Annotated in this window: 14 protein-coding genes; 5 read left to right on the top strand and 9 right to left on the bottom strand. The window is 71.3% G+C overall.

What is annotated here, in order from left to right:
* Positions 1 to 19: 19 nt before the first annotated feature.
* Positions 20 to 826 (top strand): alpha/beta fold hydrolase, encoded by an 807-nt coding sequence (locus ABH920_RS40140; protein ID WP_370354547.1) that lies wholly within the window; start codon positions 20 to 22, stop codon positions 824 to 826.
* 18 nt (positions 827 to 844) lie between these two features.
* Here the strand turns inward: ABH920_RS40140 and ABH920_RS40135 are convergent, their stop codons facing one another.
* The 3 genes from ABH920_RS40135 to lpdA form a co-directional block, all read right to left on the bottom strand.
* Positions 845 to 3,283, bottom strand: coding sequence for an EAL domain-containing protein (locus ABH920_RS40135; protein WP_370354546.1), 2,439 nt, complete (start codon positions 3,281 to 3,283; stop codon positions 845 to 847).
* 22 nt (positions 3,284 to 3,305) lie between these two features.
* Positions 3,306 to 4,142 carry an SAM-dependent methyltransferase gene (locus tag ABH920_RS40130; RefSeq protein ID WP_370354545.1) on the bottom strand — a complete coding sequence of 279 codons (837 nt, stop codon included), beginning with the start codon at positions 4,140 to 4,142 and terminating at the stop codon, positions 3,306 to 3,308.
* A 120-nt stretch (positions 4,143 to 4,262) separates the two neighbouring features.
* Positions 4,263 to 5,666 carry a dihydrolipoyl dehydrogenase gene (gene lpdA, locus ABH920_RS40125; protein WP_370354544.1) on the bottom strand — a complete coding sequence of 468 codons (1,404 nt, stop codon included), beginning with the start codon at positions 5,664 to 5,666 and terminating at the stop codon, positions 4,263 to 4,265.
* Between the two features lie 341 nt (positions 5,667 to 6,007).
* Between lpdA and ABH920_RS40120 the strand changes: the two genes are divergently transcribed.
* Together ABH920_RS40120 and ABH920_RS40115 are read left to right on the top strand one after the other, a co-directional pair.
* Positions 6,008 to 6,646 carry an alpha/beta family hydrolase gene (locus ABH920_RS40120; protein ID WP_370354543.1) on the top strand — a complete coding sequence of 213 codons (639 nt, stop codon included), beginning with the start codon at positions 6,008 to 6,010 and terminating at the stop codon, positions 6,644 to 6,646.
* Positions 6,647 to 6,668: 22 nt separating this feature from the next.
* The gene (locus ABH920_RS40115) at positions 6,669 to 7,367 is read left to right on the top strand and encodes an HAD family hydrolase (protein ID WP_370354542.1); all 699 of its coding nucleotides are present in this window, start codon (positions 6,669 to 6,671) and stop codon (positions 7,365 to 7,367) included.
* Here the strand turns inward: ABH920_RS40115 and ABH920_RS40110 are convergent.
* The 6 genes from ABH920_RS40110 to ABH920_RS40085 all read right to left on the bottom strand — a co-directional run bounded on the left by ABH920_RS40110 (position 7,354) and on the right by ABH920_RS40085 (position 13,455).
* Complete coding sequence (locus ABH920_RS40110; RefSeq protein ID WP_370354541.1) at positions 7,354 to 9,537, bottom strand: (Fe-S)-binding protein; 2,184 nt, start codon at positions 9,535 to 9,537, stop codon at positions 7,354 to 7,356. The two genes, ABH920_RS40115 and ABH920_RS40110, sit on opposite strands and share 14 nt — an antisense overlap.
* 34 nt (positions 9,538 to 9,571) lie before the next feature.
* Positions 9,572 to 10,780, bottom strand: coding sequence for an electron transfer flavoprotein subunit alpha/FixB family protein (locus tag ABH920_RS40105; protein ID WP_370354540.1), 1,209 nt, complete (start codon positions 10,778 to 10,780; stop codon positions 9,572 to 9,574).
* A 32-nt stretch (positions 10,781 to 10,812) separates the two neighbouring features.
* A complete protein-coding gene (locus ABH920_RS40100) occupies positions 10,813 to 11,592 on the bottom strand; it encodes an electron transfer flavoprotein subunit beta (protein WP_370354539.1) in 780 nt (259 codons plus the stop codon).
* Positions 11,593 to 11,731: 139 nt separating this feature from the next.
* Complete coding sequence (locus ABH920_RS40095) at positions 11,732 to 12,058, bottom strand: heavy-metal-associated domain-containing protein (RefSeq protein WP_370354538.1); 327 nt, start codon at positions 12,056 to 12,058, stop codon at positions 11,732 to 11,734.
* A 92-nt stretch (positions 12,059 to 12,150) separates the two neighbouring features.
* Positions 12,151 to 13,008, bottom strand: coding sequence for a hypothetical protein (locus ABH920_RS40090; RefSeq protein ID WP_370354537.1), 858 nt, complete (start codon positions 13,006 to 13,008; stop codon positions 12,151 to 12,153).
* A 54-nt stretch (positions 13,009 to 13,062) separates the two neighbouring features.
* Entirely contained in the window at positions 13,063 to 13,455 is a 393-nt protein-coding gene (locus tag ABH920_RS40085; protein WP_370354536.1) for a DUF6153 family protein, read from the bottom strand.
* A 60-nt stretch (positions 13,456 to 13,515) separates the two neighbouring features.
* Here ABH920_RS40085 and ABH920_RS40080 point away from each other — a divergent pair, with 60 nt between their 5' ends.
* Together ABH920_RS40080 and ABH920_RS40075 are read left to right on the top strand one after the other, a co-directional pair.
* Complete coding sequence (locus tag ABH920_RS40080) at positions 13,516 to 14,724, top strand: permease (RefSeq protein ID WP_370354535.1); 1,209 nt, start codon at positions 13,516 to 13,518, stop codon at positions 14,722 to 14,724.
* 36 nt (positions 14,725 to 14,760) lie between these two features.
* Positions 14,761 to 15,816, top strand: a complete 1,056-nt coding sequence (locus tag ABH920_RS40075; RefSeq protein ID WP_370354534.1) for a lactonase family protein — start codon at positions 14,761 to 14,763, stop codon at positions 15,814 to 15,816.
* The last annotated feature ends 62 nt before the right edge of the window (positions 15,817 to 15,878 follow it).

Genomic DNA, 15,878 nt, shown 5'->3' with positions numbered 1-15,878 from the left:
GCCTGGCAGGATGATCGGCATGAGACTAGAGGCCGGAAAGGCGGTCGCGGCGGACGGGACGGCGATCGCGTTCCAGAGCGCGGGGAAGAGCACGGGGAACGGCACGCCGCTGGTACTGCTGGCCGGGCAGTCCAACACGCACCGGTGGTGGGACTCGGCGCGCGCCGACTTCGAGGACGCCGGCTACCGCACGATCACGCTGGACTGGCGCGGCACCGGAGCCAGCGACAAGCCCGACGAGCCTTACAGCACAAGGGAGTTCGCCGCGGACGTCGTGGCGGTGCTCGACGCGGCGGGCGTCGCGCGGGCGCACGTCTACGGCACCTCGATGGGCGGCCGGGTCGCGCAGTGGCTGGCCGCGGACCACCCGGAGCGGATCGACGCGCTGGTGCTGGGCTGCACGTCGCCGGGCGGCCCGCACGCGATCGAGCGGGATCGTTCGGTGCGGCAGGCACTGGCGCAGGCCGATCGGGCCGCGGCGGACAGGTATCTGCTGGAGCTGATGTACACGCCGGGCTGGTTGGCGGAACATCAGGGCCCTTATTATGTGGTCGGCGATCCGGACATGCCGGCGTATGCGAAGGGGCGGCATCTGACGGCCAGTGGCAGGCACGACGCGTGGGACGCGTTGCCGTCGATCGTGGCGCCGACACTGGTGGTCCACGGCACCGACGACGTGTTCAATCCGACGGCGAACGCCCCGCTGATCGCTGAACGGATTCCTGATGCGCGGATGGTGCTGATCGAGGGTGCCCGGCATGCGTACTTCGACGAGTTCCGGGACGTCGCCGGACCGGTCGTGCTGGATTTCCTCGCCGAACACTGACCGATCAGGCGTCGGCGATCAGGCCTTGGCGACCAACCGCTCCAACACCGCCTGGATATCCCCCGCCGGCACCGGCCGCGAGTAGTAGAACCCCTGCCCGTAGTCCACGCCGAGCACGGTCAGCCGCTCGGCCTGGTCCGCGGTCTCGATGCCCTCGGCCGTGACGGTCATGCCGGCGGCGTGCGCCAGCACCACCAGGCTGGTGATCACCGACTCGGCGAAGCCGCCGGCGTCCGGGCTGCCGAGGTCGGCGACGAAGGAGGCGTCGATCTTCAGCGAGGTGGCCGGCAGGTGGCGCAGGCGCGCCAGGTTGGAGTAGCCGGTGCCGAAGTCGTCGACGGCGATGCCGATGCCCATGTCCGCGAGCGTGCGCAGGGTGCCGGGGCCGGGGAGGGCGTCGCCCTCGGTGTCCATCAGCGCCGTCTCGGTGATCTCCAGGCACAGCCGCCGCGGCGGCAGCCCCGAGGCCTCCAGCGCGGTGGCGACCTCGCGGACCAGGCCGTAGTCGTGGACCTGGCGCACCGCGACGTTGACCGCGACCGCCGGGCCGTCCGGCCAGGACGCCGCGTCGTGGACGGCCCGGTCCAGGACCCAGCGGCCCAGCTCGACGATGGCGCCGGTCTCCTCGGCGACCGGGATGAACTCCTCGGGCCGGAGCAGGCCGCGCTCCGGGTGGCGCCAGCGGACCAGGGCCTCGACGGTCGGCGGGCGGCCGCCGGACAGGCTCACGATCGGCTGGTAGTCCAGGAACATCTCGCCGGACTCCAGGGCCGCCGGGAGCGCCTGGGCCAGCGCGTAGCGGTGCACCTCGCGGGCGTTGCGGTCCTCGTCGAACAGCGCGAAGTCGGCCTTGCCGGCGGACTTGGCCCAGTAGAGCGTGATGTCGGCCGCGCGCAGCAGTTCGGTGGCCGAGGCCGCGGCGGCGGGGCGTTCGACCAGGCCGGCGCTGGCGGTGACGGTGACGCTGTGGCCGTCGAGCATGACCGGCTGGCGGACGGCGTCCAGGACCTTCTCGATCACCGGGAAGACCGACTGCGCACCCTGGGTGCGGCGGAAGAGGATCACGAACTCGTCGCCGCCCATGCGGGCCACGACGTGCCGGCGCGGGTCGGTGGCCGCGGAGAGCCGGTGCGCTATGACCGTCAGCAGCTCGTCGCCGGCCTGGTGGCCGAGGGTGTCGTTGACGCCCTTGAAGCCGTCCAGGTCCAGGAAGCACAGGCCGAGGCGGTCCTCGGGACCGGCGCAGCGCAGCAGTTCCTCGACCGCGTCGAGCAGCCGGACCCGGTTCGGCAGGCCGGTGAGCGCGTCGTGGGTGGCCTGGTGGCGCAGCTGGTCGGTGGCGCGGCGGCGCTCGGTGACGTCCTCGTGCAGCGCGATGACCAGCGCGACCTCGCCGCCGTCGTCGCGCACGGCGGTGGTGCGCACGTGCGTCCACACCACGCCGCCGTCGACCCGCCGGATCCGGGTGTCGGCCTCGGCCTCGGTCTGCTCGCCGGCCAGCAGGGCGTTGTAGCCGCGCCAGTACTCGCCGGGCTCGGTCGGGTCTATCAGGTTCCTTATGGTGCGGCCGCGGGCGGCGTAGGCGTCGACGCCGAGCATCTCGGCCAGCGCCGGGTTCACCTCCAGCACCTGGCCGTGCTTGTCGGTGATGACGATGCCCAGCGCCGCGTTGCGGAAGACGGTGCGGAAGCGGGCCTCGCCGGCGCGGTAGGCGGTGAGCACGGCCTCGTGGATGGAGGCCTGCTCGGCGCGGGTGCGCTCGCGCAGTCCCTCGGCGAAGGCGGAGGCCAGGCCGGCGCGCAGCGCGGAGCGGGTCTCGGGACGCAGGTAGGGCGGCAGGTGGCGGTCCAGCACCTCGATGGTGACCGCGACGCAGGCGCCCTGAAAGCAGTGCGCGTCGATGAGCACGCCGGCCGCCTGCACGCCGATCTTGCGGGCCAGCTCGGGGTCGTCGGGGACGGCCACGACCTGCTCGGCGAGCGGGGTGACGACGCGCAGCGCGTGGTCGAAGCCGAGCGGCGTGGCCGCGGCGGCGGACAGGGCGACGGCCCAGGCGCGGGCGAAGGCGTCGATGGGGCCGGCGTCGGGGTCGGGATCGGCGGACACCGACGGGGCGGCCGTGCCGGACAGGTCGGCGGTTTCGCGGGCGGCCGGGTCGGTGGTGGTGGCGAAGCTGACGTCGACCAGGCCGGGGATGTCGGAGGCGGCGACGTCGGGAGCGGCGATATCGGGGGAAGCGACGTCGGCGGCAGCGGCCTCAGACGTGGCGCCGTTCGTCGCATCGCCGGAATCGGACCGCGACGCACCAGGCTCGAAGACGGCCCGAGGCCCCGTGTGCGCCGGCGGCGCCGTATGCGCCTCCAGCGGTCCCGTATGAGCTTCCAGCGGCGCCGTGGAAGCCCCCAGCCCGGATCCGGGATCGGAACCCCCGACCCCGAACTCCGTGTACCGTGCCACCACCGGCCGCCTCTCCGCCTGATCAGCCGGTCGTGGAGCCGGGCTTGACCCCGACCGCGGCGTAGGAAGCGTAGCGGTCATGATCCTGCTCGGCACGCGCTTGCTCTTCGGCGTCCGGGCGCCACAGCTGCACCTGCACCACGCCGGGCTCCAGGATCGTGAACCCGTCGAGCAATGCCTCGATCTCGTCGTGCGTGCGCCAGTACATCGGCTCCGGGGAGTTGGTGTTCCACATCTGGAGCATCTTGACGACGTCGCCGGACTGGCCGTCGTTGGAGGCGTGCTGGACGATCAGGTGGCTGCCCGGCGCCATGGCCGCCTGCAGCGTCTTGACCAGGGCCGCGGGGTCGTCGGCGGCGGAGACGAAGTGCAGCAGCGAGCACAGCAGCACCGCGACCGGCCGGTCGAAGTCGATCAGCGCGCGGACCTCGGGGTGGTCCAGGATGGCCTGCGGGGAGCGGGCGTCGGCCTGGATGAACACCGCGCCGGGATCGTCGGCGAGGATGACCTCGCCGTGCGCGACCGCGACGGGGTCGTGGTCGACGTAGACGACGCGCGCCCCGGGCACCGTCTCGCGGGCGGTCTCGTGCACCGGGCCCATCGTCGGGACGCCGGCGCCGATGTCGATGTACTGGTCGATCCCGGCGGCTGCGGCGGTGCGGACCGCGCGCTGCAGGAACATCCGCACCTGGCGGGCCAGGTCGGGCATGTCCGGCTTGAAGGCGATGGCCTGCTCGGCGACCCGGCGGTCAACCTCGAAATTGTGCGACCCGCCCAGGAAGTAGTCCCAGACCCGGGCCGAGCTGGGCTGGTCCAGGTTGATGGCGGCCGGGGCCCATTCCGGTCTGCTGTCGGTCATGTCTGGAACCTTCCGGGTGTGGGGTTCCCGCAGGTGGGGGGCGGGTGTGCTGCCGTGGTGCCCGGTCGGTCCGGGTGGGGGCCGGCGGGGGGCGGCCGGGCACCACGTCAAGGCGCTGATCTACATGTTAATCATATGTCCGGCGAGTCCGTGGATCGCTTCCTTCACCGCTTCGCCGAGAGTCGGGTGAGCGTGGATGTTTCGACCTACTTCGTGGACCGTCAGGTCCCACTGCTGCGCCAGCGTGAGCTCGGGCAGGAGCTCGGTCACCTCAGGGCCGATGAGGTGCGCGCCGAGGAGTTCTCCGTACTTGGCGTCGCTGATCACCTTCACGAAGCCGACCGCGTCGCCCAGGCCCGCGGCCTTGCCGTTGGCGCTGAACGGGAACTTGGCGACCTTGACGTCGAAGCCCTCCAGCCGGGCCTGCTCCTCGGTCCAGCCGAAGCTGGCGATCTGCGGCTGGCAGTAGGTGGCGCGCGGGACCATGACGAAGTCGATCTCCATCGTCTCCGCGCCGGCGATGGTCTCGGCGGCCACCACGGCCTGGGTCTCGGCGACGTGCGCGAGCATCACCTTGGCGGTGACGTCGCCGATGGCGAAGATGTGCGGGACGTTGGTCCGGCCGCGGCCGTCGACCGCGATCGCGCCGCGCTCGGTGAGCGCCACGCCGGTCTTGTCCAGGCCGTAGCCGTCCACGTTCGGCGCGAAGCCGATGGCCTGCAGCACCTTGTCGGCCTCCAGCACCTGCTGGGCGCCGTCCTTGCCGGTGACGGTGACCCGCACCTTGGGGCCGGAGTCGTCGATGCTGTCCACGCGGGTACCGGTGAGCACGTCGACGCCGAGCTTGCGGTACTGGCGGGCCAGCTCCTTGGAGACCTCGATGTCCTCCAGCGGGACCATGCGGTCCAGGAACTCGACGATGGTGACCTTGACGCCGTAGCTGTTGAGCACGTAGCCGAACTCGACGCCGATCGCCCCGGCGCCGGCGATGACGATGCTCTCCGGCAGCGTCGCGGACAGGATCTGCTCTTCGTAGGTCACCACGCGCGGCGAGAGCTGGGTGCCCGGCAGCAGCCGGGTGCGCGCGCCGGTGGCGATGATGCAGTGGTCGAAGGTGAGGGTTTCGGTGCCGCCGTCGGACTTGGCGACGCTGAGCGTGCGCTGGTCCAGGAACGTGCCGCGGCCGTCGTACTCCGCGATCTTGTTCTTGCGCATCAGGTAGTGGACGCCCTTGACGCGGCCGTCGGCGACCTGCCGGCTGCGCTCGAAGGCGGCGCCGTAGTCGAAGGTGATCGGGCCGTTCGAGGAGATCCCGTAGGTCTTCGCCTCGTGCTGCACAGTGTGCGCCAGCTCCGCGTTGCGCAGCAGCGCCTTGGACGGGATGCACCCGACGTTCAGGCAGACCCCGCCCCAGTAGCGCTCCTCGACAACGGCGACCGTCTTGCCGAGCTGCGTCGCTCGGACCGCCGCTGTGTACCCGCCGGGCCCCGCGCCCAGGACGACGACATCGAAATGCGTGCTCATGGCTCCGACTCTAACCGCCGGGACATATGGCACGCCTGGTGACCGGTGGGGGTGTGGGACTCACGGCGTTGGAAAGGGCTGGTCCGGGGGTTGTTTGCGGGTCGGGCGGGCGGGGTAGGGCGCGCGCCGGCCGGGTCGCGGCTGGTGGGGCCGGTGATGCGGGGTGGCGCGGGTGGGGTGCGGATGGATGAGGGTCCGGGCGGGGTGCGGATCGGGTCCGGACGGGGTGCGGATCGGGTCCGGGTGGGGGCCGGATCGGGTCCGGGTGGGGGCCGGATCGGGTCCGGGTTTCGGCGAGTGTCCGCCGCGCTGTGCTGATCGGCGGCGGCTACTTTGAGACCGTGCAGGAACTGATCACCACCCCGGCCGGCGACGCCCGCCTGACCCGCTTCCCGACTCCGTCGCGCACCAAGCGCCGGGCGCTGCTGGCGCTCGGGCACGGGGCCGGCGGCGGCATCGAGGCGGCAGATCTGCAAGCTCTGGCCGTGGCGCTGCCGCCGAGCGGGATCGAGGTGGTGCTCGTCGAGCAGCCGTGGCGGGTGGCGGGCAAGAAGATCGCGCCGGCGCCGAAGACGCTCGACGAGGGCTGGATCCCGGTGGCCGAGGCCTTGCGCAAGCGCGCCCGCGCGACGCCGTTCCTGGCCGGCGGACGCAGCGCTGGGGCCCGCGTGGCCTGCCGGACCGCGCTCGGCACCGGCGCGGCCGGCGTCGTCGCGCTCGCGTTCCCGCTGCATCCGCCGGGCAAGCCGGAGAAGTCGCGGGCCGAGGAACTGCTCGACACCGGGCTGCCGACGCTGGTCGTCCAGGCCGGGGCCGACACGTTCGGCACCGCGGCCGAGTTCCCCGGGCTGCCGCCGACGCACCGGCTGGTCGGGCTGCCGGCCGGCGACCACGCGTACAAGGTGAAGAAGACTGATCCGCCCGTGCTGGACGCGCTGGTGGCGGCGGTCGCGGACTGGATCGGCGCGCTGCTGCGGTAAGGAGTCATCTAGAGTCTGGGGCATGGACCACCCCCGAGCGATGCTCTTCGATTTCTCCGGCACCCTGATGCGCATCGAGCCGGCGGAGCGGTGGGTCCGCGCCGTCGCCGAGGAGGGCGGGCTCGCCCTGGACGACGGCGAGGTCGAGCACTGGGCCCGTCGCCTGATCGAGGCCGGGGCCTGGTACGGCGCCTATCCGACGCATGTCCCGGAACACCTCGCGGAGCTCTACGAGGCGCGCGATCTGGACGAGCCGCACCACCGCGCCTGCTACACCGGGCTGATCCGGGAGTCCGGGTGGCCGTGGCCGGAGCTGGTCGAGCCGCTGTACGACCGCAGTAACGCCGCGGAGGCGTGGCTGCCGTACCCGGACGCGCTGGAGACGGTACGCGAGGCCAAGGACCGGGGGCTGGCGACCGCGGTGATCAGCAACATCTCCTTCGACATCCGGCCGCACCTGAAGCACGCCGGACTGCTGGACCTGCTGGACGCGGTGGTGCTCAGCTACGAGGTCGGGCTGATCAAGCCGGACCCGAAGATCTTCCAGCTGGCGTGCGACACGCTCGGCGTGGACCCGGCCTCGGCCGTCATGGTCGGCGACCACGCGGCCGACGGCGGCGGGTCCGCGCTCGGCGTGCGTACTTTCTATGTCGATCTGGTGCCGGTCGAGGAGCGGCCGGACGCTTTGATCAGTGTGCTGCGGGAGGTCACGGCTTCGTAGGCGGAGTCGTGGGCGGAGTCGTAGGTGGCTCGGCTGCGGCTGCGCGTTCCTCCGGCCTGCGCACCGAGCGCAGCAGCACCTCGGAGACGTCCGCGACCCGCACCGCGTCGTCGGCCTTCCCCTGCTGTTTACGGGTGTTCACGCCGTCGGTGAGCATCACGATGCAGTAGGGGCAGGCGGCGGTCACCAGATCCGGCGACGTGCCCAGCGCCTCGTCGGTGCGGGTCTCGTTGATCCGCGAGCCGATCGTCTCCTCCATCCACATCCGCGCGCCTCCGGCCCCGCAGCAGAACGACTTCTCGCGGTTGCGCGGCATCTCGGTGAGCTTCACGCCGGGGATGGTGCCGAGGATGTCGCGCGGGGCGTCGAAGACCCGGTTGTGGCGGCCGAGGTAGCAGGGGTCGTGGTAGGTGACCGCGACATCCACCTCGCCGACCGGTTTGATGCGGCCGTCCTTGATAAGGCGGGCCAGCAGCTCGGTGTGGTGCACGACCTCGTAGTGGCCGCCGAGCTGCGGGTACTCGTTGGCGAGGGTGTTGAAGCAGTGCGCGCAGGTGACGACGATCTTCTTGGCGCCGGCGGAGTTCAGCGTCTCCACGTTCTGCGACGCCAGCTCGTGGAACAGGAACTCCTGGCCCAGGCGGCGGGCGGCGTCGCCGGTGCAGGTCTCCCCCGAGCCCAGGATCATGAACTCGACGCCGGCCTCGTGCAGGAGCTCGGCGACGTTGCGGGAGGTCTTCTTGGCGTTGTCGTCGAGCGAGCCCGCACAGCCGACCCAGAAGAGGTATTCGACGTCTTCGGGGATGCGCTCCTCGCCTCCTCCGCCGAGGACGCGGACCTCGAAGGGCAGGCCGGCGGTCCATTCCAGGCGGGCCTTGGCGCCGCGGCCCCACGGGTCGCCGTTCTTCTCCAGGTTGCGGAGCATCGTGCCGGCCTCGCGGGGGAACTCGGCCTCGATGAGGACCTGGTAGCGGCGCATGTCGACGATGTGGTCGACGTGCTCGATGTCCACCGGGCACTGCTCGACGCAGGCGCCGCAGGTGACGCAGGACCAGAGGATGTCGGGGTCGATGACGCCGTTGACGTCGGCGCCGCCGACGAGGGGGCGCTGGGCCTCTTTGAAGACGTCCACCGCGGTCGTCTCCAGGGCCGCCTTGGCCTCCTCGCCGTCGGCGAGCAGGTACGGGGCCTTGTTCAGCGCGTGGTCGCGCAGGGCCATGATGAGCAGCTTCGGACTCAGCGGCTTCTCGGTGTTCCAGGCCGGGCACTGGGACTGGCAGCGTCCGCACTCGGTGCAGGTGGCGAGGTCCAGCAGGCCCTTCCAGGTGAAGTCCTCGATGGCGCCGCGGCCGATCTTGTCGTCCTCGCCGGGGTCCTCGAAGTCCACGGCCTTGCCGCCGGAGTAGACCGGCAGCAGCGGGCCCAGGGCGCGGGGGCGGCGGGAGAAGGCGACGTTGAACGGGGCCAGGAAGATGTGCAGGTGCTTGGAGTGCACGACCAGCACCAGGAAGCTCAGGACCACGCCGAGGGAGGCCAGCAGGCCGACGGTCTCCAGGACGTCGTTGCCGGTCTTGCCGGCGCCGTGCAGCAGGTGGCCGGCGGCCTGGCTGGCGAAGGCGCCGTGCGGGAAGGGGAAGTTGCCGGTGTTGATCTGCGCGCCGCGATAGAGCAGCAGGGTCCACATGACGTTGAAGATCATGAAGAGCACGACCCACGCGGCGGTGGTGTGCGAGCCGAAGAAGCGGGACTTGCGGCCGCGCTTGTCGGGGTTCTGCTTGACGCGTATGGCGGTGAAGGCCAGCAGGCCGACCAGGACCGCGACGATGAAGAAGTCCTCCAGGAAGCCCAGCCAGGTGTCGGTGCCGATGAGCGGGATGTGGAAGTCCCGGTCGAACAGGGCCCCGAAGCCCTCGACGATGGTGGCGCCGAGGATCATGAAGCCCCAGAAGACGGCGGCGTGCGCCAGCCCCGGGCCGGACCAGCGCAGGAGCTTGCGCTGCCCGAGGACTTCGGTGACCACCGCCCACAGGCGGGTGGCCGGCTGGTCGGCGCGCCCGGGCTCGGCCGGCTGCATCGTGCGGCCCAGGCGATAGAGCATCAGCACCCGGCGTCCGGCCAGTGCGAACGCCGTGAGCGTGATCGCCGCGCCGATGATGAGTCGTACAGCCACAGGGGCCTCCGTCCGTTGAGGGATGGTGGAACGGTCAGGCGGGATCGGACATGGGTATTCGAGCCCTGCTTTGGATCTCCGCGAGCAGCGCGGGCAGGATAGTGCGCGCGTCGCCGACGACCCCGAGCTCGGCGAGCTTGAAGATCGGCGCGGCCGGATCGTCGCCGATGGCCACGACGGTCTCCGCACCCTGCATCCCGGCCCGGTGCCGCACCGAGCCGGACAGCCCGCAGGCGAGGTAGAGCCGCGGCCGCACGGTCTTGCCGGTGAGCCCGACGCGCGCCTCCGCCGGGATCCAGCCGAGCTCGGCGGCGGTGTGCGAGCCGGCGAGGGCGGCGCCGAGGGCTTCGGCGACGTCGGCGAGGACGGCGAAGACAGCGCGGGAGCCGACGCCGCGGCCGCCGGCGACGACGATGTCGGCGTGGTCGAGGGCGGGGTGCGCGGGGCGGGGCTTGGGGGTCGCGGCTATTCGCGGAGTGCGGGCTGTGGACGGCGCGACGGTGATGCCGCGGAGGGCCGGGGTCGCCGGAGCCGCTTCGGGGACGGCGGCTTCGGGGCGGACGGTGATGATCGGGGTGCCGCGGACGACGGTGGATTCGACGAGGTGGGAGTCGGCCAGGCAGCGCTGGGTGGCGACCGGGCCGGAAGCAAAACCAGAAGCAGAAACAGAACCGGAACCGGAACCGGAACCGGAGCCGGAAGCGGAACCGGAGCCGGAAGCGGAACCGGAGCCGGAACCGGAACCGGAGCCGGAAGCGGAACCGGAGCCGGAACCGGAAGCGGAACCGGAGCCGGAACCGGAGCCGGAGCCGGAACCGGAAGCGGAACCGGAGCCGGAACCGGAGCCGGAAGCGGAGCCGGAGCCGGAAGCAAGGCTGGAGCTTGGGCCGGGGCGGATGTCGATGGCATCGGTGATGATGCCGGCGTCGAGGCGGATCGCCAGGCGGGCGGCGGTTTCCTGGCCTCGGTAAGTGGAGGCTATGAGGATGGCCGCTGGAGTGAGGCGCCGCGCGACGGCGGCCACGAGATCGGTTTCGGTGTTTTGTGTGGGAGAACTGTCCGGGTACCAGATCTCCGTCGCCCCGTAGCGCCCCAGAACACTGATCGTCGCCTCGTCCGGCACCGTCGAGCACACCGCGATCGGCTCACCCAGCCGGCGGGCCAGCGTCAGCAGGGCGCACGTCGAGCGGCGCACCGTGCCCTCGCGCGCGTCGTGATCGACGAGCGCCGCCACTTTCGCCATCCGGCCTCCTTGCCGTGATGTCGGTTGTGCTGTCAGAGGAACTGTCGTCGGGTCAGGAAGTCGGCGATGCGGGTCGCGGCGCCGGCGGGGTCTTCGTCGTGGACGGCCTTGATGTGGTCTTCGGTGCGGGTGGCGCGGGTGACCTTCGTCGCGGCGGCGGTGAGGCCGACCTCGGCCGGGTCGATGCCCAGGTCCGGGAGGGACCAGGTGCGGACCAGCTTCTGGCGGGCGTCGGCGATGGCCTCGAAGCGGGGGTAGCGGGGTTCGCCGCTGCGGGCGGTCACCGAGACCACTGCGGGCATGGCGGCGGTGAGGTCCTCGATCGTGTCGCCGTCGTCGCGGGTGGCGTGGAGCATGTCCTCGTCGGTGCGCAGGGTGTCGCAGTAGCACAGGGCCGGGACGCCGAGGCGTTCGGCGAGCATCGCGGGGATCACGGACATGGCCGAGTCGGTGGAGGCGGTGCCGCAGAGCACCAGGTCGAAACCGAGGCGGCGGCAGGCGGCGGCCAGGACCAGGGAGGTGGCCGGGGCGTCGCTGCCGTGCAGGGCGTCGTCCAGGACGTGCACGCCTTCGTCCGCGCCGCGCGCCAGGGCCGTGCGCAGAGCGGCGGAGGCGCCGGACGGCCCCATGGTCAGGGCGGTCACCTGCACGTCGAGACGACGGCAGGCGATGCGCGCGGCCTGCTCGACCGCGTACTCGTCGGCGTCCTGCAGGCGGCAGCGCACCGCCGCGCGGTCCACCGTCAGGTCCTGGGCGAACGACACCTCCCCGATGGCCCGCGGGACATGCTTGGTCAAAACGACGATCTTCATCCCACACCTCGCAACCTGCTGCGGGAGTGTAGAGGGCTGATGACCAATGGAGAAGACCCCTGACTCACGCGAACGTGCGTCAGGGGTCTGGTGAATCTGTGTCAAATGGTGAATCTGGCGGCAGGGTCGCCCCCGGCGGTCAGTGGACCAGCGTGTAGCCGGCCTCGTCGACGGCGGCCTGGACGGCCTCGACCGTCAGCGGCGCGGCGCTGGTGACGGTGACCTCGCCGGTCTCCAGCACCACGTCCACGTTCCGCACGCCGTCGATCGCGCCGACCTCCTCCGTCACGGAGTTGACGCAGTGGCCGCAGGTCATGCCGGAGACGGTGTAGACGGCGGTGGTCACGTTCTCGGACACGATGGTCTCCTTCGGCTCGGCGGCGACGGCTTCGGCGGCAGGGGCGGCACAACAAGAACAGCCCGAGGCGGCGGTCGCCTCGTCCTGGATCACGGTCAGCTCGGTCATGACGGCAACTATACCCCCCTAGGGTATTGCGGCCCCGGGGCCCTGTTGTGATCTCACTCACAGCAGGGCTCCGGGGCGTCGGTCGGCGACCGTCAGCGGACGTCCAGCGTCACCGCCGCCGTGTGCAGCACGCCGCCGGTCTGGAACTGCAGGTACATCCGCCACAACCCGGCCTTCGGCAGCGTCGCCTCGAAGGTCAGGTCCGGACCCCCGGTCGGGGTGGTCGCGACCCCGCCCTGCGGATGCAGGTGCGCCATCGCCAGGTCCCCGGCGTGGAAACCGGAGAGGTGCGCGTAGGTCTCCAGGTACGGCTCCAGGTCGGTCACCGGCTTGCCGTCCTTGGCCACCGACACCTTCAGCGGCATCGCCATCCCGGCCATGAGCTGCGAGGAGTCGACGGTCAGGGTGTAGCCGTCGACCGTGGTCGTGGCGGATGCGGCAGGCAGCGGCCGGTCCGGAGCCGACCCCGCGGACGTCGCCTGCTTGGACAGCACCAGCGGCACCGCCTTGCCATCGGCGCCCTTGGCGATGAACTGCGCGTAGACCCGGTACGTGCCGGGGCCGGCGGCCTCGGTCGGCGCGGTCCACGTGCCGTCCGGGGCCATGGTCGGGTGCACGTGCTGGAAGCCCGACAGGTCCGAGCGGATCAGGTAGAAGTGCATGAGCTTGGTCTGCTCGGCCTCGAAGGCCGTGACCGGCTTGCCGTCGGGGCCGAGGATGCGGAAGCCGAAGCCGGCGGTCGCGACGGAGTCGGCGGTCGGGGCGAAGGTGTAGCCCTGCGCGGTGGTGGCCAGGCCGTCGCCCATGTACATGGGGTCGTCGTCGGTATGGGCCATGCCGGCCATCGAGGAGTGGTGGCCGGCGGAACCGGAGCCGCAGGCGGTCACGAGCAGAATGCCTGCCAGTGCCGGGACGAGCACGAGGAAACGGACACGATTGGTCGAACGCATGAGAACGGGAGCCTTCCGGTGAATACGTGAACTGACGGCGGAGGAAGCCGTCTGTCACGTCCGGGAGACGCTCAGTTCGCGCAGGATCTGGATGCCGTGCCGCGGTGGGCCATGCGGCCAGCGGGGGCCGATGAGGCACACGCGGAAGGCGAGCCGGGGTCGCCACAGCGCTATGACGATGAGAAACAGCGCGAGGAACAGGCCGGACAGACCTTCCGGACGGAGCGGGACGCAGGTCATGTCGGCCTGCATGTGGTCAGACATCGGACCCGGATCGCCGTCCGTGGCGGGTGCGTCAGCGTGCGGCGGCATGACTGAAGCCATATGCGAAGACGCCGGTATCGGCATCCCGTGCATCGACGGGGCGCTGAGCCCGTGCATCAGGAACAGCCCCGCGAGCACCGTGAACAGCAGCATCGCGCGCCGCCGCCCGGCCCCTGCGGCCATCGTTCCTCCCGCGCTCGATACCAGCTACCGGTATAGGGTAACCCTCGGGAGGCGGAGACCATGGGTGCGATCACGCACGCGTTGAAGATCACGGGCTCGATGACGTGGGAGATCACCTGGGCGTTGATCCTGGGGTTCACGCTCTCGGCGATCATCCAGGCGGTGGTGCGCAAGTCCACGATCGTGCGGCTGCTCGGCGACGACCGGCCGCGGACGCTGGCCGTGGCCTCGTTGCTGGGGGCGGCGTCGTCGTCGTGTTCGTACGCGGCGGTGGCGCTGGCGCGCTCGCTGTTCCGCAAGGGTGCGAACTTCACCGCGGCAATGGCGTTCGAGATCGGCTCCACGAACCTGGTGCTGGAGCTCGGCGTGATCCTGTGGCTGCTGCTGGGCTGGCAGTTCACGCTGGCCGAGTTCATCGGCGGGCCGGTCATGATCGTGGTGCTGGCCGTGCTGTTCCGCCGGTTCCTGACGCCGGGGCTGGTGCGGGAGGCGCGGGAGCAGGCGGACCGCGGGATCGCGGGCTCCATGGAGGGGCACGCGGCGATGGACATGTCGGTCGCCGGGGACGGCCCGTTCCTGCGGCGGCTGCTGTCGCGCGCCGGGTTCACGTCGGTGTCGCACGTGTTCGTGATGGAGTGGGCCGCGATCCTGCGGGACCTGGTGGTCGGGCTGTTCATCGCCGGGGCGATCGCCGCGTGGGTGCCGGACTCGTTCTGGCGGCACTTCTTCCTGGCCGGGCACCCTGTGCTGGCCGGAGTGTGGGGGCCGCTGGTCGGACCGCTGGTGGCGGTGGTGAGCTTCGTGTGCTCGATCGGGAACGTGCCGCTCGCGCTGGTGCTGTGGAAGGGCGGGATCAGCTTCGGCGGGGTGACGGCGTTCATCTTCGCGGACCTGCTGATCCTGCCGATCCTGAACATCTACAAGAAGTACTACGGGCGGCGGGCCGCGTGGTTCCTGCTGTGGACGTTCTTCATCGCGATGGCCGGCGCCGGGTACGTGGTGGAGCTGCTGTTCGACGCGTTCGGGTGGGTGCCGGGACGCGGGGGGATGGCGGTGATGAGCGAGGGCGTGAAGTGGAACTACACGTCGTGGCTGAACATCGTGTTCCTGGTGCTGGCGCTTGTTCTGGTGGTGCGCTTCGTGCGCAGCGGGGGGATGGCGATGATGCGGATGATGGGCGGCGGTCCGGACGACATGGCCGGGCATGCCCACGGCGACGGGGCAGGAGACGAGCACGAGCACGGCGCGATGCACCACGGCGAACACTAGAGGCACGTCACCGGCGTTTGGGCGAGAATACCGACCATGGTCGACTCTGCGAACTCCTATCTTCTGGTCGGCGGCTACGGCGTGGGCGTGCACTGCCTGCGCTACGACGCCGACGGCACGCTGTCCCCGGTGACGTCGGTGGACATCGCCGATCCCTCCTACGTCGTCTACGACGACGCACGCGGCGTCCTGACGGCGGTGGTGGAGCAGGAGCCCGAGGGCCGGGTCGCCTCGGCGCGCTTCACCGTCGCCGAGGGCGGCGCCGACGTGCGCGACCAGACCGCCAGCGGCGGCGCGGCGCCGTGCCACCTGGCGCTGCACCCGGACCGGAACACGCTGTTCGTCGCCAACTACGTCTCCGGCACCGTCGGCGTCTTCCCCCTGGACGCCGAGGGCCGGGTCACCGGCTCCGAGCCCGCGCAGGTGATCCAGCACAGCGGCTCCGGGCCGCGCGCCGACCGGCAGGAGGGCCCGCACGCGCACCAGGTCGTGGTGTCGCCGTCGGGGCGCTGGCTGCTGGCCGTGGACCTCGGCACGGACACGGTCTACGTGTACGCCTACGAGCACGGCCGCCTCTCGGCGCACAGCCACGTCACGCTGCCCGGCGGCTCGGGTCCGCGCCATCTGGCGTTCCACGGCTCCGGGAACCACTTCTACGTGCTGAACGAAGTCTCCTGGACGATCGCGGTGTGCTCCTGGGACGAGGCGACCGGCGTCGGCAAGGCGGGCCCGGAGGTGCAGAGCCGGGCCGAGGTCGACCGCGTGAAGTCCGACGAGGCCTGGTGCGCGGCGATCCGGGTGTCCGCCGACGACCGCTTCCTGTACGCGTCCAACCGCATCGACGACACCATCGCGGTGTTCGCGATCGTCGAGGACGGCGCGGGCCTGGTCCCGGTCGAGGTGGTGCCGGCCGGCGGGGCCTGGCCGCGGGACATCGTGCTGTCCCCGGACGGGACGCTGCTGTTCAGCGCGAACCAGCACTCTGACTCGATCACGGTGTTCCGGGTGGACGACGAGAGCGGGCGGCTGACGCCGGTCGGGGCGCCGTACCCGGTCAAGACCCCGGCGTCGGTGCTGCCGATCTCGGCCTGACGCGCGGCGCTCTACGCACGGCGAGAACGAACAAGGGGAACCGCGGCGGCAGTGATGACACC

The sequence above is a fragment of the Catenulispora sp. EB89 genome (genome assembly GCF_041261445.1).
In the GTDB taxonomy this organism is placed as follows: domain Bacteria; phylum Actinomycetota; class Actinomycetes; order Streptomycetales; family Catenulisporaceae; genus Catenulispora.
The sequence above is the reverse complement of the archived record's forward strand: the minus strand, read 5'-3'. Positions and strand labels throughout refer to the sequence as shown.